This window comes from Sphingobacterium multivorum (genome assembly GCF_039511225.1).
GTDB lineage: Bacteria > Bacteroidota > Bacteroidia > Sphingobacteriales > Sphingobacteriaceae > Sphingobacterium.
In genome coordinates this window covers 2,241,620-2,263,523 of the sequence record NZ_CP154261.1, presented here as the reverse complement: position 1 = coordinate 2,263,523, position 21,904 = coordinate 2,241,620, and the positions used below count along the sequence as shown (strand labels likewise).

Genomic DNA, 21,904 nt, shown 5'->3' with positions numbered 1-21,904 from the left:
GTTATTTAGAATCCGGCATCAAAATAAATTCAAAAAGTCGATCTCTTTTCAAATATTTTCCGGCAACATCCTGCACCGACTTCGAAGTTACCTTCTTCAAATTGTCTATTCTACGTGTATATCGTGCAAGATCAAGATCATTCTGATAGGAACTTGATATATAATTCAGCCAATAACCATTTTCACGAAGATTCAACTCATTTTGTCGCTGTTGTTCTGCTAGGAACTTTTCGATATCTCCATTTTCAGGGCCTTTTTCCTGAATCTTCTTGACTTCATCCAAGGCCGAAGCGATTAGGGCATCAGCCTTATCTACTGCCGAACCAAAACCAATGGAAAAAGCATAACGTGCTTTTGGCAGCTTACTGAAACTCGCCCGAGCGCCCACACCATAAACTCCACCTTCTTTTTCACGGAGTCTTTCCAATAATTTGATCGTCAAGACACTCTCCAAGGCTTCCATATTGACATTTTCAGTTTCATTATAGGAATAATCCCCATAGTAAGCCAATTGCGTACTTGCTTTTTCTTCTTTGCCCTTATGAACAACCACGCGCTCGCCCTTGCTCGGCTCTAGGATATTTAAATCCTTATAGGTCTCGCCTCTTTTAAGGGCCGGCAACGAAGCCAGGTAGGTTTCTAAATAAGGCTTGATCTGATTCTCGTCAAATGACCCCACGATTGTGAATACAAAATCCGAAGCATCAGCAAATCGTTCTTTGTAAATTGTCAAAGCACGCTCCCGATCAATTTTATTGATCGTTTCTACCGTTGGATTTTGCCGGCGGATATTGTTGCCATAAAGCACTTCTTTCACTTTATCCGAGAATACATTATTTGGATTGCTCAATCTATTTTCCAAAGATCCTTTTGCCCGGGTCATGGTACTCTGGAAAATATCCTGATCCAATCGAGGCTCGGTAAAATAACCATAAATCAATTCAAAAGCATTCTTCAAGCCTTCTTTATCTGTGCTACCTGAAATACCTTCATAACGTTCGGAGATATACGGAGAGATCGAAACATCTTTTCCTGAGAGATACTTCGTAAGCTCAACGTTGTTCATTTGTCCAACACCGCTCGCATCAATTAAAGAAGATGCATTGGAGGCTGAGAAGTAATCTGCATCACTATAGCCTGATGTTCCACCCGGACTATACGCCATAATCTGTATCTCATCATTTTTAAAGTCCGTAGGCTTTAGGATTACTTTCACACCATTGCTTAAGGTCAATTCTTTCGCTTGAACGGCGTCAATACTTTTTGACGATACAACAGTGCCTTTTACGGGCTCTTTTGAAAGCAAGGGAAGATTGGAAACTTTATCTTCATATGCTGTCACGGGGCTCTCTTCCACTGCCTTCACCCAACCCATCACGGTGGACTCAGCGGGTAAGTTGGCCTTATCCTTTTCTGGCCCCATAACTAAAACATCGCGGTTCAGATCGGTATAATATTTTTTCACCAAACCATTCACTTCCGACAGTTTCAACGTTGGTAACAACTGTTTAGTCAAACGATAAGCGTTTTCATTACTTAAAGCCGGTTCATCATCAATAAAATAATTGAGATAACGGTTTACATAGCTATCCGATTTCTTTTTATCACGCTCGATAAAAGACATCTCGTTACCCTTTTTCATATCGGCGATGGCCCGATCCAACTCCGTCTGTGTAAAACCGTATTTTTGAATGCGCTCAAATTCGGTTAACATCGCTTTAAATCCGGATTCCAACTCGCCTGGTTTAGGCACTACCAACAATGAAAAAGTATTAAGGTTAGCAACAAAATCGCTGATACTTCCACCTGCCTGCATAAAAGGAGGGTTCGGTTGTTGCATCAATTCAGAAAAACGACCCGCGATCATCTGATTGAACACATTCTTCAACAGCTCGTTTCTGTAATCTCCTACCGTGGAAACCTTTTCTTTTTCGCTTTTGATCAAAATCTGTGCAACAGTGTAGGGCAGTTCCGGATCTGAAATAGCCAAGAACTGGTTCTTGTTTAACAGATCGACACGATATTTTTTACGCTCCAACGCTTTTTTGGGCATTTTCATATCGGAAAACAATACTTTCACCCTTTCTTCCATTTCCTTGGGATCAATATCTCCAACGATGATCAGGGCCTGTAAATCCGGGCGATACCAGTCTTCATGGAATTTGCGTATTTCTGTGTAGGGAAATGTTTTCAGTATCTGTTCCGTTCCGATCGGCAAACGTTTGGAGTAAAGGGAACCATTGAGCAACATCGGAAAGTACTGATCCTGTAAACGCTGCTGTACTCCTCTTCCACCTCGTTTTTCTTCGAGGATAACACCCCGTTCTTTATCAATTTCTTCGCCATCCAACAAAGCGTCCTGAGCCCAATCGCGCATCACCTGCAAACCATTTTTTAAAAGTTCAGGATCGTCAGAAGGAATGGGTAGCTGATAAACGGTCTGGTCAAAGCTGGTATAGGCATTGAGGTCCGATCCAAATCGAACACCCGCTTTCTGCAGGTAGTTAACCAATTCATTCTTTGGAAAGTGCTTCAGGCCATTGAAGTTCATATGCTCTAAAAAATGTGCCAGACCGAGCTGTTTTTCATTTTCCAGAATAGAGCCGGCCTTCATGCCCAGATACATGGTAACACGACCTTTAGGTTCGCTATTTTTACGAATAAAGTATGTAAATCCATTTTTCAGTTTCCCTGTGACGACTTCATTGTCGAAGGGTAATTTTTGATTCAGGGCCAAACTATCTTGGGATAGAATCGCGCGCGCTTCCGCAGTTAACGTGGTTGGCATTTTTGCTTCTGCTATATAGAACGTAGCCGGTAATAGAAAAGCTAATGCGAGTGGTTTAATGAATTTCATACAAAAAAATGTCTTTTTTCAGTTATTTTTGCTAATTGTTTTATATTAGGGTAAACGGAACAGGAGATCAATTGTCCCGATAAATCGTAAAATACAGATTAATACTTTTTTCATTATCCAAGGAGGAATCGGGACCCGCTATAAGGGAACGTCTCTTTGTATTACTTATAATCTGTAAAAATTCCACTTAAAAATACAGAATAACTTTCGAAAAGAACAACAGTTAATTGTAATTTTGTTGCAAATGGATTTTGAAAACTGGAGTGATATAAAAAAAGAATTCGAACAATTCTTAAAGTTCGAAAGAGGCTTAAGCGTTAATTCAATTGATGCTTACTTAAATGACGTATCCAAATTTCAGATCTACTGCGAAGACAATCATTTGGTTTTAAATACCGTCACGAGAAAGAACATACAGGAGTTTTTGGCTTGGTTGCAGGAGTTTAATATTTCACCCTTCACACAATCCCGGCTGATATCTGGTCTGAAGACTTTCTTTAACTTTTTGATGATCGAGCATGAATTAGTCAACAATCCGACAGACCTTCTTCAGGCACCACGCTTGGCACGCAAGCTGCCCAGCGTTTTGAGCATACATGAGATTGACCAATTGATCGCGGCAATCGATCTCTCTTCACCCGAGGGTGAGCGTAATAAAACGATCATCGAAATCTTATACGGATGTGGTCTCCGTGTTTCCGAACTTGTCACACTCAAAATATCAAACCTTTTTTTAGACGTCGAATTTATCAAAGTTGAGGGTAAGGGAAGCAAAGAACGCCTCATTCCAATTGGTCAACACGCCATTAAACACCTTCGCATCTATTTAGAAACAATCAGACCTCATATCAAGATTAAGGCCGGAAATGAAGATATTGTATTCCTCAACAGAAGAGGCGCCGCATTATCCCGGGTCATGATCTTCTTGATCATCAAAGAACTTGCCTTAAAAATTGGTTTACAAAAAACCATCAGCCCACATACCTTTAGACATAGCTTTGCGTCACATCTGGTGGAAGGTGGTGCCGACTTAAGAGCTGTACAGGATATGCTCGGTCATGAAAGTATTACTACGACCGAAATATACACACACATCGATAGGGACTACCTTCATTCCATTATTACGCAATATCATCCACGGTCGTGATGAATGTCCGATCACCTTTTGCCAGCTCGGCCATCCAAATGAACTGTACTGCTTTATTCAGGGGCAATCGTGCTAGCCAACTCTCATTCCACATGGCCCGCCCGATGCTAAGCATATATGGAAACTATTAGCATTGACGTAAAAAAAATAGAGAATTGACGAAAGCTAAACGCTAAAATACTGACGATAAGATGCCTTAAAAATTGATTGCTAAAAGATATAATTTTATCACAAAGATTGTTTGTAAGATCTAGAAAATAGTATATCTTTGCGAGACGTTCCCGTAGTTCAATGGATAGAATTTCAGATTCCGGTTCTGACGATGTGGGTTCGACCCCCGCCGGGAACACATCCTATTTAACAACAAAGACTATCCTAGGATAGTCTTTGTTGTTTAGAAGCTCTTTTGCAATAACTTGTGTTGCGAAGCCGTAAAAATATTCCGGAAGATGATATTGATTTCATGACCAAGGGCTGCCCCTGAAATTCCGGTATGTGGATAGAGTCGTATTGTATTTGTCAAAATAGATTCCACAAAATCCCGGCTTTGTATCCCTATCTGTTCATAAATCGCGGCATTATCATTGCCATCGTGAAGATTTACCCAAGAAAGAGCGGCCAAATTCATGATGGCTTCCCTCCGATTGGCATAATCCTGCTGAAGGTCATCCAGCAACCTAAACGCAGCCTTACTTTCAGACTTTTCCCATTTAGATTGATTGCCTTTCATTACAAACAGTTTTTCAACCAGATCCAGAAAGCGTTTGTGCATGCCCATAAAGTTTGCCAATAAAGTCAATTCTGCAAAAGGCATAAAGGGATATTGGTACAACGGCTCGCCACGTGCACTTTTTGCCGCATCAATCTCAAAAGACTGCCTACCATCGACAAGAATGTCTTCAAGTGAAAAAGAATGCGAAGCCGTAGCCTCCAATCCAAATGTATCCCAATCATAGTGAATCAGTACATGATCCCGATCGACAAAAAATGACTTGATCAGTGGTTCACCGTTTTCATCCAATACGGGTTTTCCCGCCTCCTGAATTGCGGCATTTAATGTGAAGTGCGTTAAATGTGGCGCTCCGGTAGCATATCTCCAGAAACCACGGAGTCGATAGTGGTCCCCTTCACGCGTAGCAGTCCCTGATGCCTGTCCACTACCCCCGAAACAAACCCGATCCGTTTCGAAAATTTGATTTCCTATAAGGGGATCAATAAAACCGACAAACAGATTTGCTCCTGAACATAACGTGACTGTCCAGGCTAATCCCCCATCCCAATAAGCCAGCTCAGCCAATAAACTGAGTCCTTCAGGTACACTTAACCCCAATCCACCTAATGCACGGGGAACCCAAATCTTAAACCACTTCCGACGGTAAATCAGCTGCAATTGTCCATCTGACAACGTTTTCTGCTGAATTCCTTTTGCCTGATTATCTTTCAGTATAGCGATATCTTCGCTATTGAATTGCATATCTTTCTTCACGTATTATTCTCCTCCAATTAAAATACCCACTAAATGCCATAACAAATAAAAATAACGTCAAGCCCGAATAAAGAAACAGCCCTTTATGGATCAGTAAAGGAATTGCCATCAGATTACTGATATTCAACAATATCCAGTTTTCTATCTTCCGCTTTGCCAATAACCACATCCCTGCCCAAGCTGTACAGGAAACTGCAGAATCCCAAAGCGGTACATCAGAATCTGTTAAGTGTACCAATCCGAAATAAAACAAGAGAAAACCGGCGGCACAAATTCCCCCGACTATCCACCATTCTTTCGGCTCACAGTGTGTTATGGGCGTAGCTACGTCACGACTATATTTCCAATAGATCCAGCCATAGATGCTCATGATCAAATAATAGAGATGTAGCAATATTTCGGCATATAGTTTCGCATGGAATAATACGTATACAGAAATTAAGATCCCAATAATCCCAAAAATGTAATTGATGGATTTATTTTGCCGGGAAAACCAAACTTGTAAAACACCAAAGGATACCCCTAGCCATTCCGCAATGGTGGCCTGTTGAATCTGTTTTATAAAAGCTTCGAGAATTGTTTCAGAAGTCATCGCCTTGTTTATTATTTCGTGTCATTCATAATAAACCTATGGGAGAGAAACGGCTATTTTGATTGAAATTAAATCCCTACGCCAGCATTACCTGGATCAGGTATATAAAAGCGATTGTACAAGGAGGTACAATCGCTTCTATTGGGTATAATCTCAGCCGAGAATGACCACGGTCATTCCAAGCACCCCATAAGTATATTTTCGGTCGAATTGATTATTCTATAGCAATCAATTTCAACGCTTTGTGCGTACGCGTACGCGTTTCTTTACAAAGTTGCGCATCGTCGTTCAATGATTTCCCATGCGAAGGAATCATCTCACGTAGTTTTTTACGGTATTCATCTGATTTGGCACGTTCAGGAAAACATTTCTTCAACAGGCTGATCATAATAGCAACAGAAGTGGAAGCCCCAGGAGACGCTCCTAATAGCGCAGCAATAGAACCATCGGCACTAGACACTACCTCTGTACCGAATTCCAAAATTCCACCTTTCTTTTCATCTTTTTTGATGACCTGAACACGTTGCCCTGCTTTTTCAATGACCCAATCTTCCAATTTAGCTGTAGGCATAAATTGTTTTAAGGACTCCAGTTTATCTTTAGGTGACTTCATGACTTCAGTAATAAGATACTTCGTCAAAGGTAAATTATCAAGTCCGGCTGATAACATCGGACGGATATTAGACAATTTGATAGAAGCCGGTAAATCGAAGTAAGACCCCTGTTTTAAGAACTTCGTTGAGAAGCCTGCATAAGGTCCAAACAATAAGGCTTGCTTGCCATCAATATAACGTGTATCCAAGTGCGGTACCGACATTGGCGGCGCACCGACAGAAGCTTTACCATATACTTTCGCATGGTGTGTATTAATGATCTCTTCATTCACACAACGTAGCCATTGGCCTCCCACCGGGAATCCACCATAACCTTTTGCTTCTGGTATGCCGGATTTTTCCAACAATAACAAGGAGTGACCACCGGCACCAATGAATACAAATTTTGCTTTGATTTCTCTCTTCTTTCCTGTCTTTAAATCTTTGACTTCCACTTCCCAACGACCATCGTCTTCACGATCGATGTCAATTACTTCGTGGTTTAAGGAAATCGAAATATTTTCTTTATTTTCAAGATTTGCGATCAAATCACGCGTCAATGAACCAAAGTTCACATCCGTACCGAGATCCATTTTTGTTGCAGCGATTTTTTCGTCTGCCGCACGTCCTTCCATCATTAATGGAATCCATGATTTCAATAATGTTGTATCTTCCGTATACTCCATTCCCTTAAACAAATTTTGGGTCGTCAACGTTTCCCATCTTGTTTTTAGAAATTTAGCGTCTTTTTCACCAAAAACCGCACTCATGTGTGGAATGCTACGGATAAAATTTTCAGGTTGTGCAATAATGCCTTTATCAACAAGATAGGACCAGAATTGCTTAGACACTTCAAATTGCTCGGCAATTTTCACTGCTTTATCAATCTTGACAGAACCATCTTTCTGTTCGGGGGTATAATTCAACTCGCATAAAGCAGAGTGACCCGTGCCAGCATTATTCCATGCGTCAGAACTTTCAGCAGCCACAACATCCAAACGCTCAAGAATTTCAATATTAATGTCTGGGCTTAATTCATTGATTAGAGTACCCAAAGTAGCACTCATAATACCGGCGCCGATTAGAACAACGTCAACTTCTTTATTTGATTTTTTGCTCATGTTTTTGTGATTGATGCAAATTTAATATAGTTTTTGGTAAACGTCCAAGTCTTTTGTCAAAAAACTGTACTTTTTAGAACCACTTATTCAAAAATACCATTGATTTATTAAAATAATCCTAAGTGAGCGATCGCTTACCGTAAAATTCTAAAATTGTTTATTAAAAACACTCCCCTACTCCAAGATAAACACCAGGTCAGCACACAATGTTTTTCTATTTTAACCCGTTATTTATCGAAAGATTTTGTGTTATAATATAGTTTTAACATTTTTGCAGAACATCGACGGGCAATAGCGTATACAGTAGCTAAAAAAAGATCATGTATTCGCTCATACGACGGCATCGGGAAAACACAGGAACTGTGGCATAACCAAGATAAACCAAACGGAAACGAGTTCATATATCGTCTTGAATTCCAAGAACAAACGGACTGTGAACGAAAGACAGCGCGTGGAAAATGGCCATAAATGCCTTGGCGTGAATAATGGAAGAACAAATAACTTATACAGATGAAAATACTTGAAGGAAAAATTGCTTTAGTAACAGGAGCATCAAAAGGAATCGGAAGGAAAATTGCAGAAGTGTTTGCACAACATGGTGCTAACGTCGCTTTTACGTATCTTTCTTCTGTCGAAAAAGGACAGGCACTTGAACAGGAGCTTCAAGCGTTCGGCACCAAAGTAATTGGGTATCGCTCTGATGCTTCAAAATTTGAAGAAGCAGAACAATTAATCAACGCGATCGTTGCTGACTTTGGCGGATTGGATATCGTTGTCAACAATGCCGGCATCACAAAAGACGGCTTATTAATGCGTATGACTGAAGAGAATTGGGATGATGTATTAAATGTCAACTTAAAATCTGTTTTTAACGTTACAAAAGCTGCTTCGAAAATTATGATGAAAAACCGTAAGGGTTCATTTATCAATATGTCATCCGTTGTTGGTGTTCAGGGAAATGCTGGTCAGGCAAATTATGCTGCATCAAAAGCTGGTATCATTGGGTTCACAAAATCTGTCGCTAAAGAATTAGGTTCTCGTAATATCCGTGCAAACGTAGTTGCTCCAGGCTTTATACGTACCGAAATGACAGATGTACTGGATCCTAAAGTTGTGACAGGATGGGAAGCTGGAATTCCATTGAAACGTGCTGGCCAACCAGAAGATGTTGCCAATGCATGTCTTTATTTAGCATCTGACTTATCGGCATACGTAACCGGACAGGTTCTTCCTGTTGATGGTGGTATGTTATAAAATATAACAGGCTAAGGTCAAGTTTTCTTACCTTGACCTTAGCCTGTTCTCTAGTTATACTTCACGACCTATCCTAATCTATCCCCTCTATTCCGGTTATACTGGACAAAGACACTCTACTTCTCCTTCTGTTTATAGAATTCTCTGTCTCCAAATGCCCGTATTGTTAATAATACCAAATATCTTCAATAGGCTTCTGATAAGAAGGAATCTATAGATCGCCTCCAATATTTACAAATTTTCGTTAATTTTGTCGATCAAATTTAAATGCTATGGCGAACTGGAAGGATTTTTTTGAAATTAAAACCGAAGATGATTTTAATCAGCATTGTTTAGATACCTACCGATTCCAAAGCCAGCATTGTAAGGTTTATCGTGACTATATCAAACTCCTCGGCAGAGAAAAAGACCTTATTCAGCACTATACGGATATTCCTTTTATGCCTATTGAATTTTTTAAGACGCAACAGGTTATTGCTGAAGGAATGGAGGCTGAAATCGTATTCTCGAGTTCGGGTACAACGGGTATGGTCACCTCAAAACATTTAGTCGCTGACCTCCGTATTTACGAACGCACTTTCCGTCGTATTTTTGAAGACTTCTATGGTCCACTAAGCAATATTGCCGTACTTGCCCTTCTACCCTCATACCTCGAAAGAAGTGGTTCATCTTTAATCTACATGATTGATGATCTCATGAAGCAAAGTGAGCAACCTGAAAGCAATTATTTTCTCTATAACCACCAAGAGCTTTACGATACACTTGTGGCGCTCAAAAATAAAGGCACAAAAACAATCCTTTTCGGCGTAACGTACGCCCTACTCGACTTCATTGAACAATACGCTTTTGAATTTCCTGAACTGATTATTATGGAAACTGGCGGAATGAAAGGTAAGCGTAAGGAAATGGTCAAACAGGAAATCCATAAACTCCTGGAAGAAGCCTTTTCCGTCCATGGAATCCATTCGGAATATGGCATGACAGAATTACTCTCACAAGGTTATTCTTCAGGTCAGGGAATTTTCCATTTTCCCAAATGGATGAAAATCTTGATTCGCGACACCAATGATCCATTGAGCCTAATTCCCATGAATAAAACTGGTGGTATCAACGTTATCGACCTTGCAAATCGTTACTCGTGTTCATTTATAGCCACGCAGGATTTGGGTAAAGTATATCCGGATGGATCTTTTGAAATATTAGGACGTTTTGACCAAAGTGATATCAGGGGATGTAATTTGTTGGTTCAATAATGATCCAACATGATTCAGCACGGGTTTTGTGATGATTCTTTATATTCCCAAATAAATGAAAGCGTAGGTGGTGAAACACATAGGGCAATTAAATTAAAACACCTGTTCATGATGTGTGAACAGGTGTTTTTTCATTCGAAATATGATCTTTATTTCAGGCTCGGATCTTCAAAGGTATTGCCCGATCGCATATCCCCCGAATCATATCCCTTTTTAAACCATTCCATACGTTGAGCGGACGTACCATGCGTAAATGATTCAGGAACAGCATAGCCCTGTGCTTCTGTCTGTAATTTATCATCTCCCACTGCTTCGGCGGCTTTCATACCGTCCATAATGTCATTGTAATCGATTTTTATATCGGTATATTCATTGAGATAATGCGCCCATACTCCGGCATAAAAATCGGCTTGTAGTTCGGTCATCACAGAGATCCGATTATTTTCACGTTCACTCATTTGCCCACGGGCCTGATTGGTCTTTGGTAATAAACCCACCAACTGTTGGATATGGTGTCCAACCTCATGGGCAATTACATACGCCATGGCGAACTCTCCCTTTGCCCCGAATTTATCCGACAGTTCTTTACTAAAGCTCAGATCCAGATAAATCTTTTGGTCGCCAGGACAATAAAAAGGCCCGTAAGAGGCCTGTCCCATGCCACAACCATCCGTTTGTGTACCACCATCATAAAAAACAAGGGTAGTAGGCGTATAACTCTTCTGCATCTGCTCTTTAAACAGCTTAGTCCAGACATCCTCTGTACTTTGGAGTACAGTCAAGGAGAATTCGGTTAGCCTTTTTTCTTCAGGATTCAGTTCACGTGGTTGCCCCGACTGTTCTGTCTGGGCCCCCATATTTTGGGCTTGCTGTAAGAGTTGCATCGGATCTCCACCCATCAAAAATCCAATGACCAAAACAATAATTCCACCAATTCCTCCTAAAGCAATTTTTCCACCACCCGACATTCCGCGACGGTCTTCAAAATTACCACTTTGCTTTCCTCCTTGCCATTTCATAGTATTTCTATATTACAGTTAATAATCTTTTCTAATGTTGGTTAAACACAAATTCGGTACCAATGTTCTACATGAAGTAGATTTATTTGAATAAAAAACTCACGCTACAATTTACATCATAGCTCGCTCATATCACAAATTTACCGGTAAGAAAAGATAGTCATCAGCAAAAACAATGCTTTAAAGGGACAAAAACAGGAGTTATTCCCTCAGTCGTGATATTCGTCATTGTACATCAAAACAAATTTGGCTAAGTTTGGGCTTTCAAAAAAACTGACATGAAATTAGAAGAACAATTACAAGCGAGAGCTGGCGGAAAATGTGAGCTGACAGGCGAAGATGCCACTTTAATTGCTTATACATTACCACCGGAAATAACATCAAATTTGGACAATACTTTACTGATTTCAGAAACATTGGTCAATCAGCTCAACAAAACGGAGCAATTAAATCCGGACGATTGGAAATTCCTTCCAAATGCGATGTGGTCCGAGAACCCATCGGTACAAATTGTATGCTGGCGTATGTTAAACCGACTAAAAAATGAAGGTTGGGCGTCTGAAGCATTGGATATTCTATATTTAGACGATGAGACACTAGCTGAAGCTAAGAAAACTGGAGACCATGAAAATGACGGCTATGTTTCATTTCATGAAGATAGCATCGGGCAACGACTATTGGAGGGCGACACTGTTGTTCTAACAAAAACGCTTGATGTGAAAGGCTCCTCTTTAAAAGCGACTTTAGGTACCGTGGTTAAGAATATTCGACTTGTAGCAGACAATATCGAACAAATTGAAGGAAAGATTGAAGGTCAAACCATCGTGATTCTGACCAAATATCTCCGTAAACAAAATTAAGATAGACTTTTCGTCTAAATAATTAAGGCTTAAACTGGGGAACTCCCGTTTAAGCCTTAATTATTTAAATAGATACTAGTTGCCACTATTGCGGATAATTCCGCACAAATTCGAAACGATAGTTTGGATGTTGTTTGAGACTATCGATCAAGTCCGATAATAGCCGCTGCCCTTTTTTCGTTTGGTACATATTGTCATGTGTCAAGAGCACAACATTGTTCTTTGTATAAGACGTACCTTTGCGGAGTAAATTCTTCATTTGGGTATACAATTGATTCACCGACAGGTCCGGTTTCCCTGTAACACCATTAATCTTCCACTCACAATCCCAACCAATTACTTTATAACCATTTTGGTGTAGTAGCTCGGCCGTCGAAGCCCCACTTTTCAAATCAACCTTTTTGCGGTCTCCGATATACCAGATATTTCGTCCCGGCAGCCGCACTATCTTATGTGTTAAGCCCAGCGATTGCTCAGCAAGTTCAAAATCTTCAAAGGCCGTCTGCGCATTCGAATAGAACGTACTGTACTTATTATGTGCATGCCAGTAACTGTGGTTGTAACAATCTACTAATGGATTATTTTTATAACGTTCTGTAAAGCCGTGTAACTTCTTACTCATCTTGTCATGATTACCAATCAGAAAAGCATTGATTTTAATGCCTTTTGCTGTCGCAATGGAATCAAGGTGCTGACTTCCATTTAAGGGTCCATCGTCAAAAGTGAGATAAATATAACGTGGAGAAACAGTATCAGTCAACAATGCCGTTGTATCTTTAGCTCCTTTATAGTCCACATCTTCTTCCATTTTTGTAATGGTGTCTTTCCGTAGGGAATCTACTTTACTTATTGAATCCTGCACAGCCAGCAAGCTATCCTTTTTTGGTAGCATAGAGTCAACAGCCCCCACATTTTGCACCTTATTTGTCCCACTTTGATTGCAGGAGTAAAATCCCAAAATAGATATACTTAACCCTACCCATACAACACCCGAATTAACTACTTTTCTCATTACAAAAATTAACTTACCATCACAATTATTTCACAAATACTCAAAATCATCTAAAATAAGCTGATTTCAGTCCCGTGTTGCGCAAAATTAATATATTTTTCATTAATCAAGCTGTTATGTTATTTAATTTATTGTGCATGGCACTCAAAGCGTCATGATTTCGCATGCCTCCAGCGCTACGAAAGCAGACCAGCTGTTATTTCCGGCCAAAAAAAAGGAACCTATGTTGATATAGATCCCTTTTTTATTCTGTTATTTAGCTACTCAATTAATCCCGATGTCTTCCGCCATGACCGTTACCTCGCCCGTGTCCATGTCCCTGATCATTGCCACGCCCATGACCACCTTCGCGACCTCGTCCATAACCGCGGTCGTTTCCTCTATCGTATCCCCGACGCTCACCCCATGAATGTTCGCGGCTTACCCGACGCTCGCTTGCAAATGAATATCCACCACCATGATGACTGTCTCGAATGGCGACCTGTCTTCCCCGATAACCGCCATAACGGCTTCTGTAGCGATCGTGATGATGCCAAGGCGTGCGATCGTTGATTACTACTTTATGCACCCGATAAAAATCGTAATGTCTATATCGTCTCGGTAAACTTGCTCTTCTTATCCAGCCGCCGTTATCATAATAAACGTAACATCTCGCGGGTACATCGTAATACATATTGTATTCTGGCATATAATAATAACGCGCGTAATCATAACCCGCTGGTCCCCAACTAGGCTGACTTCCAATATTGACACTGATACTCACTTGCGCCTGTGCAGCTCCCGCCGTAAAAAGGCCTGCAATAATCGCCGCCGCATAAAACAATTTTTTCATAAGTAGCTCCTCCCTTAGTTTGTAATTTCTTCTTTACAATACGACAACAAACAGTATGCAAAAGATTAATGTTCAAATGTTAATTTTTGTTAACACAACAATAAAAACCTCATTTTGAACAGGTTGAAAATAGTGTAATTCACAAAATACCCCAAACCTTTTTGAAGGATCCGTTGTTCAGATTGATAGGACTTTAATGAATAATTACCATGAGTATATATAACGTAGGCATATTTGTCGGCAGTTTAAGAAAGGAATCTTTCAATAAAAAGATCGCACAGTTTATTCTCGACCAGGAGGAATCGAAATTTAGCTATCGCATGATTGATATCGGCGATCTCCCCTTATATAATCAGGATTTTGACGATGCTGGTAACCCACCGGCTAGCTATACCCGTTTCCGTCAAGAGGTCGCGTCCTTGGATGCTGTGCTTTTTGTTACCGCAGAATATAACCGTTCGATTCCAGCGGTATTAAAGAATGCGATTGACGTGGGTTCGAGACCCTATGGAAAAAATACATGGGATGGTAAACCTGGCGCAATAATTTCCTCATCAACGGGAGTTTATGGGGGCTTTGGGGCCAACCATCATTTGCGTCAATCACTTGTCTTCGTCAATATCCCAACGATGCAGCAACCTGAAGCTTATCTGGGCGATATCGGCAGCTGTATCGGTCCAAGTGGAACAGTGGAATTAGCAAAAACCAAAGATTTTCTCCGCAGCTTTAAAACAGCATTTGAGCAATGGGCTGAGCGAATCATTCATACAAAAAGGCAGAATTAAGTTCTGCCCTTTTGTATGAATGATCAAATTAAACTAGTCTTGTTCATCACTGAGGTCATAGTTCCAATGCTGTAATTTTTCCTGTAAGATCCGCGATATCTTATTGAAATAGCGCTTTTGCTTATAGCCCATTACCCATTGTACCCCCTGTACAGCATTGGTACAGAAAATCTCATCTGCCCGTTTCATGATTTCGGGGCTTATCTGTGCTTCCACCACTTCTATACCTTCATCCTGTGCCATGTCCATGACTACCCGACGCATCACCCCTTCAATACATCCTTCGGATAATGCTGGTGTATAAAGCACCTTTTCATAATAGACAAAGATATTTGAAATTAAGGATTCACATAGGTAACCTTCCTGATTTAGAATTAACACATCATCAAAAGCCATTTTCTTTTTATAGATGCCAGCTAACACATAAATCTGCGCATTTAAAGATTTAATCTTTGAAAGATCGCTATAAGGTTTTTTGAATTCATTGTACAGCCCTACAATCAAACCGACCTTCTTATCGCGAAGATTAGGTTCTATGCGCTGCACCTGCAAAACAAAACCAGGTTTATTACTCGTCGGACTATACAATCCGCCACCAGATCTAAATACGATCAACCGGATACGAACCTGCTGTCCCAACATATTGTTTTTACGGATTAATTCTTCGGATCTCGAACGAATAAAAAATGCATCGAAAAGGTTTGCATCATCCAAATGAATCAACTCCATTCCTTTTTGTAAACGCTCGACATGAAAATTTAGAAAGCGGATATCACCATCCTTATACAACATCGTTTCGAACAGTCCGTCCCCATAACGAAAACCTCTATTCTCAATGCTAAATATTTCCTGATCTTCCGGCACTACATTGCCATTGAAATTGATATAGTTTGTTGGCATCTTAATTTTGTTCTAAATTTTAATCATGTTCTATAGCCATTGAATTTGCCGCATATCCGCGCCACTTTTCTAAAGCTAAACGAAAATCTTCCGGATATGGTACCTCAAAATACATATTTTCTTTTGTAGAAGGATGAATAAATCCCAATACTTGAGCATGAAGTGCTTGTCGCGGCAGCAATGAAAAACAGTTATCCACAAACTGCTTGTACTTTGAAAACACGGTACCTTTTAAAATCTTATCGCCGCCATACATGGCATCATTAAATAGCGGATGACCAATAGATTGCATATGCGTACGAATTTGATGTGTACGTCCCGTTTCTAATTGACATTCTATTAGGGTAACATAGCCCAGTCGCTCCAAAACTCGGTAATGTGTCACTGACCAACGCCCCTTGTCTTCACTATCATACATCGCCATGATACGTCTGTCTTTTAGATGACGTCCAATATAACCTGTGATTGTTCCGTCCTCTTTTAAATCTCCCCAAACTAATGCAATATATTTACGGGTAATGCTGTGATCGAAAAACTGCTTTGCCAAAAAGGCCATTGATTTTTCATTTTTAGCAATGACCAATAATCCGGAGGTGTCTTTATCGATTCGATGCACTAAACCCGGGCGATCGGAGTTTCCAGGTAGCTGTGGCAGCTGCTGTATATGATACGTTAATGCATTGACCAAGGTTCCTGTATAATTATTATATCCTGGATGCACGACCATTCCCGCCTCCTTATTCACGATCAACACATCGTCATCCTCGTATTTGATATCTAATGGAATGTTTTCAGGATAAACTTCGTTATCCCGTGGCGGATCAGGTAGCACTAATGTAATCACATCATCAGGTCTAACCTTATAGCTCGCCTTGATCTCCTTACCGTTAACCATGACAGAACCAGCTTCAATAGCATGCTGAATTTTGCTCCGCGTAGCATTTTCCACCCTGTTCATCAGATATTTATCAATGCGGAGTAATGCTTGCCCCTTATCCACCTCAATACGTAGATGCTCAAATAATTCCTGTTCTTCCTGATCTTGCGATCCAATTTGTTCTGTCATGCTACAAAAATAAACCAAATGAAACAATTTTCGTTAAATTTGTTTTCATTTAATGTTATGTTGCCGTTCAAAATCCATAGTCCCGAAACTGAATTGTGCCTTCCGGCCTGGGAGAAGAAGCATATTAAAGTAACGCTTAAGCGGGATGACCTCATACATCCGTTTATTTCGGGCAATAAGTGGCGAAAATTAAAATATAATCTGGAAGAAGCAGTGCAGCTAGGGAAAAGCCATCTGGTTACTTTTGGCGGGGCATGGAGCAACCATCTTTTGGCTACTGCTTGCGCCGGCGCTACCTTCAAATTTAAAACAACTGCTTTTGTTAGAGGTGAAGAAGGGGTTAACAACCCTGTTTTAACGATGTGTCGTCTTTTTGGGATGCAGCTTATTTACGTCGACCGCGAATCTTACCGAAATAAAGAAAATTTATACGAGCGTTATTTTGGTCAGGATCCAACGACATTCTATATACATGAAGGCGGTTACGGTACGCTTGGAGCGAAAGGTTGCGCCGAAATCGTTGACGAACTCCAACATGAATATCAGCATATTTTTACAGCCTGTGGTACAGGAACAACATTAGCGGGAATAGGTAATGCTGTAGAAAAACGGGATCTATTTACCCATGTACATGGCGTTCCTGTTTTAAAAAATGGTGGCTTTATTCAAACGGAAGTCGATCAACTTTACCCCAACATCCCCCCGCCTATTTTACATCTTGATTATCATTTTGGTGGTTATGCCAAATCCAACGCCGACTTGCTCGCCTTCGTTCAACATTTTATAGCATCCACAGGAATAATGATTGAGCCTACTTATACCGGCAAATTGCTCTATGCCGTGGATGACCTGATCAAAAAGGACTACTTTACCCCCGCCGATCAGGTACTCGTAATACATACCGGCGGACTTACAGGCCTACTTGGCATGTACGAACGTTTTAATTTTCTTGATCTACATCAATAAATAGGCTAGAATGCTACACAGCGACATTTGATTGACAATTTTTCAGCAATTATATTGTAAGTTTGACCCGATTTAAAAATAAATCAAATCGAAAACATGCGAAAACCATGATTTTCCAAAGGTAACAGCGAGGCCAGTATGGGGTATTTTTAACCCTATGCAGCACCTCATAAATTAATGATATAAAGATGAAAATATTAGCATTTGCAGGCACAAGCAACAAAAACTCAATCAACAAAACATTTGTCACAAGTACTTCAAAATACTACAAGGAAGCAGACGACATCATCGAATTGCTAGACTTAAACCATTTTGAAATGCCGATCTATTCTTACGACAAAGAAGTCGAGTTGGGCATTCCACAATTAGCGCATGACTTTGCAGCTAAAATGGATGCCGCAGATTTCCTGTTGATTTCTTTGGCAGAACACAATGGATCCTATACCACAGCTTACAAAAATATCGTTGACTGGGTTTCACGGATCCCTAACCGTAAATTATTCAATGGCAAACCTGTTTTCTTATTGGCTACTGCCCCTGGTCCAATGGGAGGTGCCACAGTTTTGAACACTGCTGTCAATCGAATCACTTGGGACGGTGCCGATATATTAGATTCCTTTTCTCTTCCCGAATTCCACAAAAACTTTGAAGAAGGTAAAGGTATTATCGACCCGACTTTAAGAAGTCAATTAGAAGCTAAAGTACGTAAAACAAAACGTGCACTCGCCGAAAAATTATCCGTTCAGGGTTAACAAAAGATTAACAAATAATCATTGTAAAAACCTCTTTTAATATGTAAATTGAAAACCTATTAAAAGAGGTTTTTTGATATGGCAAAAAAAATATTACTACTTGTAGGAGACTTTGTAGAAGACTACGAAGCAATGGTTCCATTTCAGGCAATGGGTTCTATAGGGATAACGGTAGATGCAATTGCTCCAGACCGCAAAAGCGGGGATGTAGTTCCCACAGCAGTACATGATTTCACTGGTGATCAGACCTATAAAGAATTGCGCGGGCATAATTTCGCAATCAATAAAGATTTCGACCAGGTAAATGTCGAAGATTATGACGGACTATATATTGCTGGCGGACGATCGGCAGAATATATCCGACTCAACAATCGTGTTTTGGAGATTACGAAACACTTCTTTGAGCACAACAAACCTGTGGCAGCTATATGTCATGGTATCCAGGTGTTAACAGCTGCAAAAGTGCTCGCAGGTCGTACATTGACAGCCTATGTTGCTGTAGGTCCCGACATCGAACTAGCGGGCGGCACATGGAAAAATATCCCTGCCGATCAAGCGGTCGTAGACGGAAATTTGGTCACCTCTCCTGCTTGGCCAGGACATCAGGCAATTTTAAAAGAGTTTTATAAGTTATTAGGTATTACTATTACAATTTAAGTGTTTTTTAATGAAGAAGAATAAAAGGTTATGGCTTTTGGTCATACCGATTTTAGTGCTGCTGGGTTTTATTTTAAAAGATAGCTTCAATCAGAAAAGTATTGAAGATTTACCGGGAGGTTTTAAGGAAGTCGCTTTCGTCAGAAATGAACAAAATAAAGGCGGTATCATACGCATCTATGCCGTTACAGTAGGTGACCTGTTGAACGCAGATTATACAGGCTGTCTTGACTTGATGCCAGTTAATGATTACGGAAGTACAACAACCGTATATTTCTTCGATCGAAGTGCACCTTATCCAACAAGCTTGTCAATTGACACACCACATTTTGACACGACGAAATACAAAGCTATTCAAATTTCCAAAAAGTACGGAAAGAAGAAGTAGACGAAACCAAACATAATGACGTATCCCTCAAAGGCTGAATAGACCTTTGGGGGATTTTTTTTTGCCATGCTATGCTCTACCTTGTAGCGGTTATTTCTAGGGAAGAAGAATGACGGCAAAAATGCACCTTAAAACGATGCTCGAAATACATGAACAAAAAATAACTTAATAATTCTTTAACACAAAAAAGTTCGATTATCCCCTGCAGAGCTATAGTTTTGCTTTTTAAATTTACGTATATTTAGCTATGGCGAAAAAATTTATCCCTAGAGACGTTAGTTGGTTGAGCTTTAATGGCAGAGTACTTCAGGAAGCTGCGGATGAGACTGTCCCTTTACCCTTAAGAATCAAATTTTTAGGTATATTTTCCAATAACCTCGATGAATTTTTCCGTGTGCGTGTTGCTGGTCTAAAACGGGCTATTGACCTCAAAGATAAAAGTGCCAATCAATCCTTCTATGAAGATCCTCAGCTTATCCTAGAAGAGCTCAATATCCGGGTCATCAAGCAGCAAAAGAAATTTGACAGTACCTGGAATCGTATCCAAAAAGATATGGCCAAACAAAATGTCTATATTAAGACCAGTGAGGAACTCAACCCCGAACAACAGAAGTTTGTGAGCGACTATTATCAGGATGATGTGGAGTCGAACGTCATTCCGCTGATATTGGACGATGTGCGGCCTATGCCCTATATTCGGGATAAGAGCCTTTATTTGGGCATTGCGATGGGAAAACAGGAATGGCAGTACGAAACCAAATTTGCACTCATCGAAATCCCGACCAGTCAAAATGGACGCTTCGTCCAGTTGCCTTCGCCAAAAGATGAAAAACACATCATACTTTTGGAGGATGTTATCAAGTTTAATCTTCCTTTGATATTCTCCTATTTCGGTTTTGATGTATTCAATGCACATGTATTTAAAGTCACAAAAGACGCCGAATTTGACATTGACAATGACATCAACACGACGCTGGTCGAGAAGATAAGCAAAGGGGTAAAAAACAGAAGAAAAGGTAAACCTACCCGATTTATTTTTGATCAAGAGATGGACCATAAATTGGTAGAATTCCTGATCAAGAAACTTAACCTTTCAAAAAAAGACAGCATCATTCCAGGACAAAAAATACACAACTTCAAACACTTCATGGATTTCCCCAATGTGTTTAAATCCTACAATCAGCCCTTGGAACGGACGTCCTTTCCACACCCCTATTTCAAGAACTACGAACGTGTAACGGATACTGTATTGAAAAAAGATGTGCTGCTCTCCTTCCCCTATCATGAGTTTAGACCGATCATTGATCTACTTCGTGAAGCAGCGATGGATCCAGATGTGAAAACCATCCAGATTACGGCATACCGCTTAGCCTCGAATTCAAAAATTGCAAATGCCCTGATTAACGCGGCCCGCAATGGAAAGGAAGTCACCGTGATGCTTGAACTTCGGGCAAGATTTGATGAAGAAAACAATTTGGACTGGAAAGAGAAACTTGAACTGGAAGGCATCAAGGTATTGACCGGTATCCCAAATAAAAAGGTCCATGCAAAACTATGCGTCATCAAAAAACGTATCGGAATGAAAACGATCCAGTATGGTTTTGTCAGCACAGGAAATATCAACGAAAAAACGGCTAAATTATACGGAGATTACTGCCTGTTAACGAGTAATAGGGATGTTATTGCCGATATAAATAAGGTTTTCAATTACCTGAGACGTCCTAAGTCAAATCCGGCTGAAATTATCAAAAATTGCAAAAGTCTGTTGATATGCCCAACGGATATGCGCAGGGAACTTCTACACTACATCGATCAGGAGATTGCCGAAGCCAAGGCTGGTCGAAAAGCATATATTATTGTCAAGGTAAACTCACTGAGCGATAAAGAAATGATTAAAAAGCTCTATGATGCCGCAACAGCTGGTGTCAAAATAGACCTTATCATCCGGGGAATCTACTGTGCAACAAATCAAAAAACCTTTAAATTGCAAATGAATGCCATTTCAATCGTCGATGAGTATTTGGAACATGCACGTGTGATGTATTTCTACAACGCTGGCCGAGAGCAGCTATTTATTTCCTCGGCAGATTGGATGACAAGAAACTTGGATCATCGCATCGAAGCAGCGGTCAAAATAACAAGTAAAAAAATCAAGGAAGATTTAAAAGAAATGCTTCAGATCCAGCTCAATGATAATGTCAAGGCCCGTATACTCAACAATTCACTGAGCAATCATTACGTTGAGAATAAAAAGGCGCCATGCCGTTCGCAGATTGAAATATACAATTATCTGAGAAAAAAATTAGCGGATCATTAGTGGGCTGTTGATCAATATGAGCGCAAATTGGTCAATAAGCTGAATTC

The 21,904-nt window shown here is 40.2% G+C and carries 20 protein-coding genes and 1 tRNA gene; 11 read left to right on the top strand and 10 right to left on the bottom strand.

The features are described from left to right. Position 1: 1 nt before the first annotated feature. On the bottom strand, positions 2 to 2,857 hold the full coding sequence (locus AAH582_RS09195; RefSeq protein ID WP_343321908.1) for a M16 family metallopeptidase: 2,856 nt from the start codon (positions 2,855 to 2,857) through the stop codon (positions 2 to 4). A 244-nt stretch (positions 2,858 to 3,101) separates the two neighbouring features. Between AAH582_RS09195 and xerD the strand changes: the two genes are divergently transcribed. Then, entirely contained in the window at positions 3,102 to 4,004 is a 903-nt protein-coding gene (gene xerD / locus AAH582_RS09190; RefSeq protein ID WP_343321907.1) for a site-specific tyrosine recombinase XerD, read from the top strand. On the opposite strand, the gene AAH582_RS09185 is transcribed toward xerD, so the two are convergent. After that, a complete protein-coding gene (locus AAH582_RS09185) occupies positions 3,979 to 4,119 on the bottom strand; it encodes a hypothetical protein (RefSeq protein WP_343321906.1) in 141 nt (46 codons plus the stop codon). The genes xerD and AAH582_RS09185 overlap by 26 nt on opposite strands. Before the next feature lie 162 nt (positions 4,120 to 4,281). Here AAH582_RS09185 and AAH582_RS09180 point away from each other — a divergent pair. Continuing rightward, a tRNA-Arg gene (locus AAH582_RS09180) sits at positions 4,282 to 4,353 on the top strand. A gap of 45 nt (positions 4,354 to 4,398) precedes the next feature. Here AAH582_RS09180 and AAH582_RS09175 read toward each other — a convergent pair. The 3 genes from AAH582_RS09175 to AAH582_RS09165 form a co-directional block, all read right to left on the bottom strand. Further along, entirely contained in the window at positions 4,399 to 5,478 is a 1,080-nt protein-coding gene (locus AAH582_RS09175; protein ID WP_343321905.1) for an acyl-CoA dehydrogenase, read from the bottom strand. Continuing rightward, a complete protein-coding gene (pnuC, locus tag AAH582_RS09170) occupies positions 5,465 to 6,082 on the bottom strand; it encodes a nicotinamide riboside transporter PnuC (protein ID WP_156167728.1) in 618 nt (205 codons plus the stop codon). The genes AAH582_RS09175 and pnuC overlap by 14 nt, the downstream gene beginning before the upstream one ends. 214 nt (positions 6,083 to 6,296) lie before the next feature. Next, positions 6,297 to 7,796 (bottom strand): malate:quinone oxidoreductase, encoded by a 1,500-nt coding sequence (locus AAH582_RS09165; RefSeq protein WP_046675809.1) that lies wholly within the window; start codon positions 7,794 to 7,796, stop codon positions 6,297 to 6,299. Positions 7,797 to 8,306: 510 nt separating this feature from the next. Between AAH582_RS09165 and fabG the strand changes: the two genes are divergently transcribed. After that, positions 8,307 to 9,050 (top strand): 3-oxoacyl-[acyl-carrier-protein] reductase, encoded by a 744-nt coding sequence (gene fabG / locus AAH582_RS09160; RefSeq protein WP_343321904.1) that lies wholly within the window; start codon positions 8,307 to 8,309, stop codon positions 9,048 to 9,050. A gap of 272 nt (positions 9,051 to 9,322) precedes the next feature. Further along, entirely contained in the window at positions 9,323 to 10,303 is a 981-nt protein-coding gene (locus AAH582_RS09155) for an acyl transferase (RefSeq protein ID WP_343321903.1), read from the top strand. 149 nt (positions 10,304 to 10,452) lie between these two features. Here AAH582_RS09155 and ypfJ read toward each other — a convergent pair whose 3' ends face one another. Further along, positions 10,453 to 11,322 (bottom strand): KPN_02809 family neutral zinc metallopeptidase, encoded by an 870-nt coding sequence (gene ypfJ / locus AAH582_RS09150; RefSeq protein WP_046675806.1) that lies wholly within the window; start codon positions 11,320 to 11,322, stop codon positions 10,453 to 10,455. A 278-nt stretch (positions 11,323 to 11,600) separates the two neighbouring features. Here ypfJ and AAH582_RS09145 point away from each other — a divergent pair, with 278 nt between their 5' ends. Continuing rightward, positions 11,601 to 12,182: a PhnA domain-containing protein gene (locus tag AAH582_RS09145; RefSeq protein ID WP_046675805.1), complete on the top strand. Its 582-nt coding sequence runs from the start codon at positions 11,601 to 11,603 to the stop codon at positions 12,180 to 12,182. A gap of 85 nt (positions 12,183 to 12,267) precedes the next feature. Here AAH582_RS09145 and AAH582_RS09140 read toward each other — a convergent pair whose 3' ends face one another. Both AAH582_RS09140 and AAH582_RS09135 read right to left on the bottom strand, forming a co-directional pair. Next, positions 12,268 to 13,194, bottom strand: a complete 927-nt coding sequence (locus AAH582_RS09140; RefSeq protein WP_343321902.1) for a polysaccharide deacetylase family protein — start codon at positions 13,192 to 13,194, stop codon at positions 12,268 to 12,270. A gap of 268 nt (positions 13,195 to 13,462) precedes the next feature. Further along, positions 13,463 to 14,026: a hypothetical protein gene (locus AAH582_RS09135; protein ID WP_115048048.1), complete on the bottom strand. Its 564-nt coding sequence runs from the start codon at positions 14,024 to 14,026 to the stop codon at positions 13,463 to 13,465. A 209-nt stretch (positions 14,027 to 14,235) separates the two neighbouring features. Here AAH582_RS09135 and AAH582_RS09130 point away from each other — a divergent pair, with 209 nt between their 5' ends. Then, positions 14,236 to 14,811, top strand: a complete 576-nt coding sequence (locus AAH582_RS09130) for an NADPH-dependent FMN reductase (protein ID WP_343321901.1) — start codon at positions 14,236 to 14,238, stop codon at positions 14,809 to 14,811. A 33-nt stretch (positions 14,812 to 14,844) separates the two neighbouring features. Here AAH582_RS09130 and AAH582_RS09125 read toward each other — a convergent pair whose 3' ends face one another. Continuing rightward, entirely contained in the window at positions 14,845 to 15,711 is an 867-nt protein-coding gene (locus AAH582_RS09125; RefSeq protein WP_046675801.1) for an aminotransferase class IV, read from the bottom strand. Between the two features lie 19 nt (positions 15,712 to 15,730). After that, on the bottom strand, positions 15,731 to 16,777 hold the full coding sequence (locus AAH582_RS09120) for an RluA family pseudouridine synthase (protein WP_046675800.1): 1,047 nt from the start codon (positions 16,775 to 16,777) through the stop codon (positions 15,731 to 15,733). An 18-nt stretch (positions 16,778 to 16,795) separates the two neighbouring features. On the opposite strand from AAH582_RS09120, the gene AAH582_RS09115 reads away from it, so the two are divergent. From AAH582_RS09115 to ppk1, 5 genes are all read left to right on the top strand, one after another. After that, positions 16,796 to 17,743 (top strand): 1-aminocyclopropane-1-carboxylate deaminase/D-cysteine desulfhydrase, encoded by a 948-nt coding sequence (locus tag AAH582_RS09115; RefSeq protein ID WP_343321900.1) that lies wholly within the window; start codon positions 16,796 to 16,798, stop codon positions 17,741 to 17,743. Between the two features lie 188 nt (positions 17,744 to 17,931). Continuing rightward, on the top strand, positions 17,932 to 18,495 hold the full coding sequence (locus tag AAH582_RS09110) for an NADPH-dependent FMN reductase (RefSeq protein ID WP_075991933.1): 564 nt from the start codon (positions 17,932 to 17,934) through the stop codon (positions 18,493 to 18,495). Positions 18,496 to 18,573: 78 nt separating this feature from the next. Then, positions 18,574 to 19,152, top strand: coding sequence for a DJ-1/PfpI family protein (locus AAH582_RS09105; RefSeq protein WP_312741862.1), 579 nt, complete (start codon positions 18,574 to 18,576; stop codon positions 19,150 to 19,152). A gap of 10 nt (positions 19,153 to 19,162) precedes the next feature. Beyond that, positions 19,163 to 19,540, top strand: a complete 378-nt coding sequence (locus AAH582_RS09100; protein WP_046675797.1) for a hypothetical protein — start codon at positions 19,163 to 19,165, stop codon at positions 19,538 to 19,540. Positions 19,541 to 19,787: 247 nt separating this feature from the next. Next, positions 19,788 to 21,857: a polyphosphate kinase 1 gene (gene ppk1 / locus AAH582_RS09095; protein ID WP_343321899.1), complete on the top strand. Its 2,070-nt coding sequence runs from the start codon at positions 19,788 to 19,790 to the stop codon at positions 21,855 to 21,857. Positions 21,858 to 21,904 lie beyond the last annotated feature (47 nt).

Bases quoted from the DNA above. Each gene is read 5' to 3' on its own strand.
- AAH582_RS09175 (WP_343321905.1), bottom strand. From the start codon at position 5,478: ATGCAATTCAATAGCGAAGATATCGCTATACTGAAAGATAATCAGGCA.
- AAH582_RS09115 (WP_343321900.1), top strand. From the start codon at position 16,796: ATGAAACAATTTTCGTTAAATTTGTTTTCATTTAATGTTATGTTGCCG.
- AAH582_RS09185 (WP_343321906.1), bottom strand. From the start codon at position 4,119: ATGCTTAGCATCGGGCGGGCCATGTGGAATGAGAGTTGGCTAGCACGA.
- AAH582_RS09155 (WP_343321903.1), top strand. From the start codon at position 9,323: ATGGCGAACTGGAAGGATTTTTTTGAAATTAAAACCGAAGATGATTTT.
- AAH582_RS09120 (WP_046675800.1), bottom strand. From the start codon at position 16,777: ATGACAGAACAAATTGGATCGCAAGATCAGGAAGAACAGGAATTATTT.
- AAH582_RS09125 (WP_046675801.1), bottom strand. From the start codon at position 15,711: ATGCCAACAAACTATATCAATTTCAATGGCAATGTAGTGCCGGAAGAT.
- AAH582_RS09195 (WP_343321908.1), bottom strand. From the start codon at position 2,857: ATGAAATTCATTAAACCACTCGCATTAGCTTTTCTATTACCGGCTACG.
- AAH582_RS09145 (WP_046675805.1), top strand. From the start codon at position 11,601: ATGAAATTAGAAGAACAATTACAAGCGAGAGCTGGCGGAAAATGTGAG.
- pnuC (WP_156167728.1), bottom strand. From the start codon at position 6,082: ATGACTTCTGAAACAATTCTCGAAGCTTTTATAAAACAGATTCAACAG.
- AAH582_RS09165 (WP_046675809.1), bottom strand. From the start codon at position 7,796: ATGAGCAAAAAATCAAATAAAGAAGTTGACGTTGTTCTAATCGGCGCC.
- ypfJ (WP_046675806.1), bottom strand. From the start codon at position 11,322: ATGAAATGGCAAGGAGGAAAGCAAAGTGGTAATTTTGAAGACCGTCGC.
- AAH582_RS09130 (WP_343321901.1), top strand. From the start codon at position 14,236: ATGAGTATATATAACGTAGGCATATTTGTCGGCAGTTTAAGAAAGGAA.
- xerD (WP_343321907.1), top strand. From the start codon at position 3,102: ATGGATTTTGAAAACTGGAGTGATATAAAAAAAGAATTCGAACAATTC.
- fabG (WP_343321904.1), top strand. From the start codon at position 8,307: ATGAAAATACTTGAAGGAAAAATTGCTTTAGTAACAGGAGCATCAAAA.
- AAH582_RS09100 (WP_046675797.1), top strand. From the start codon at position 19,163: ATGAAGAAGAATAAAAGGTTATGGCTTTTGGTCATACCGATTTTAGTG.
- AAH582_RS09110 (WP_075991933.1), top strand. From the start codon at position 17,932: ATGAAAATATTAGCATTTGCAGGCACAAGCAACAAAAACTCAATCAAC.
- AAH582_RS09140 (WP_343321902.1), bottom strand. From the start codon at position 13,194: ATGAGAAAAGTAGTTAATTCGGGTGTTGTATGGGTAGGGTTAAGTATA.
- AAH582_RS09105 (WP_312741862.1), top strand. From the start codon at position 18,574: ATGGCAAAAAAAATATTACTACTTGTAGGAGACTTTGTAGAAGACTAC.
- ppk1 (WP_343321899.1), top strand. From the start codon at position 19,788: ATGGCGAAAAAATTTATCCCTAGAGACGTTAGTTGGTTGAGCTTTAAT.
- AAH582_RS09135 (WP_115048048.1), bottom strand. From the start codon at position 14,026: ATGAAAAAATTGTTTTATGCGGCGGCGATTATTGCAGGCCTTTTTACG.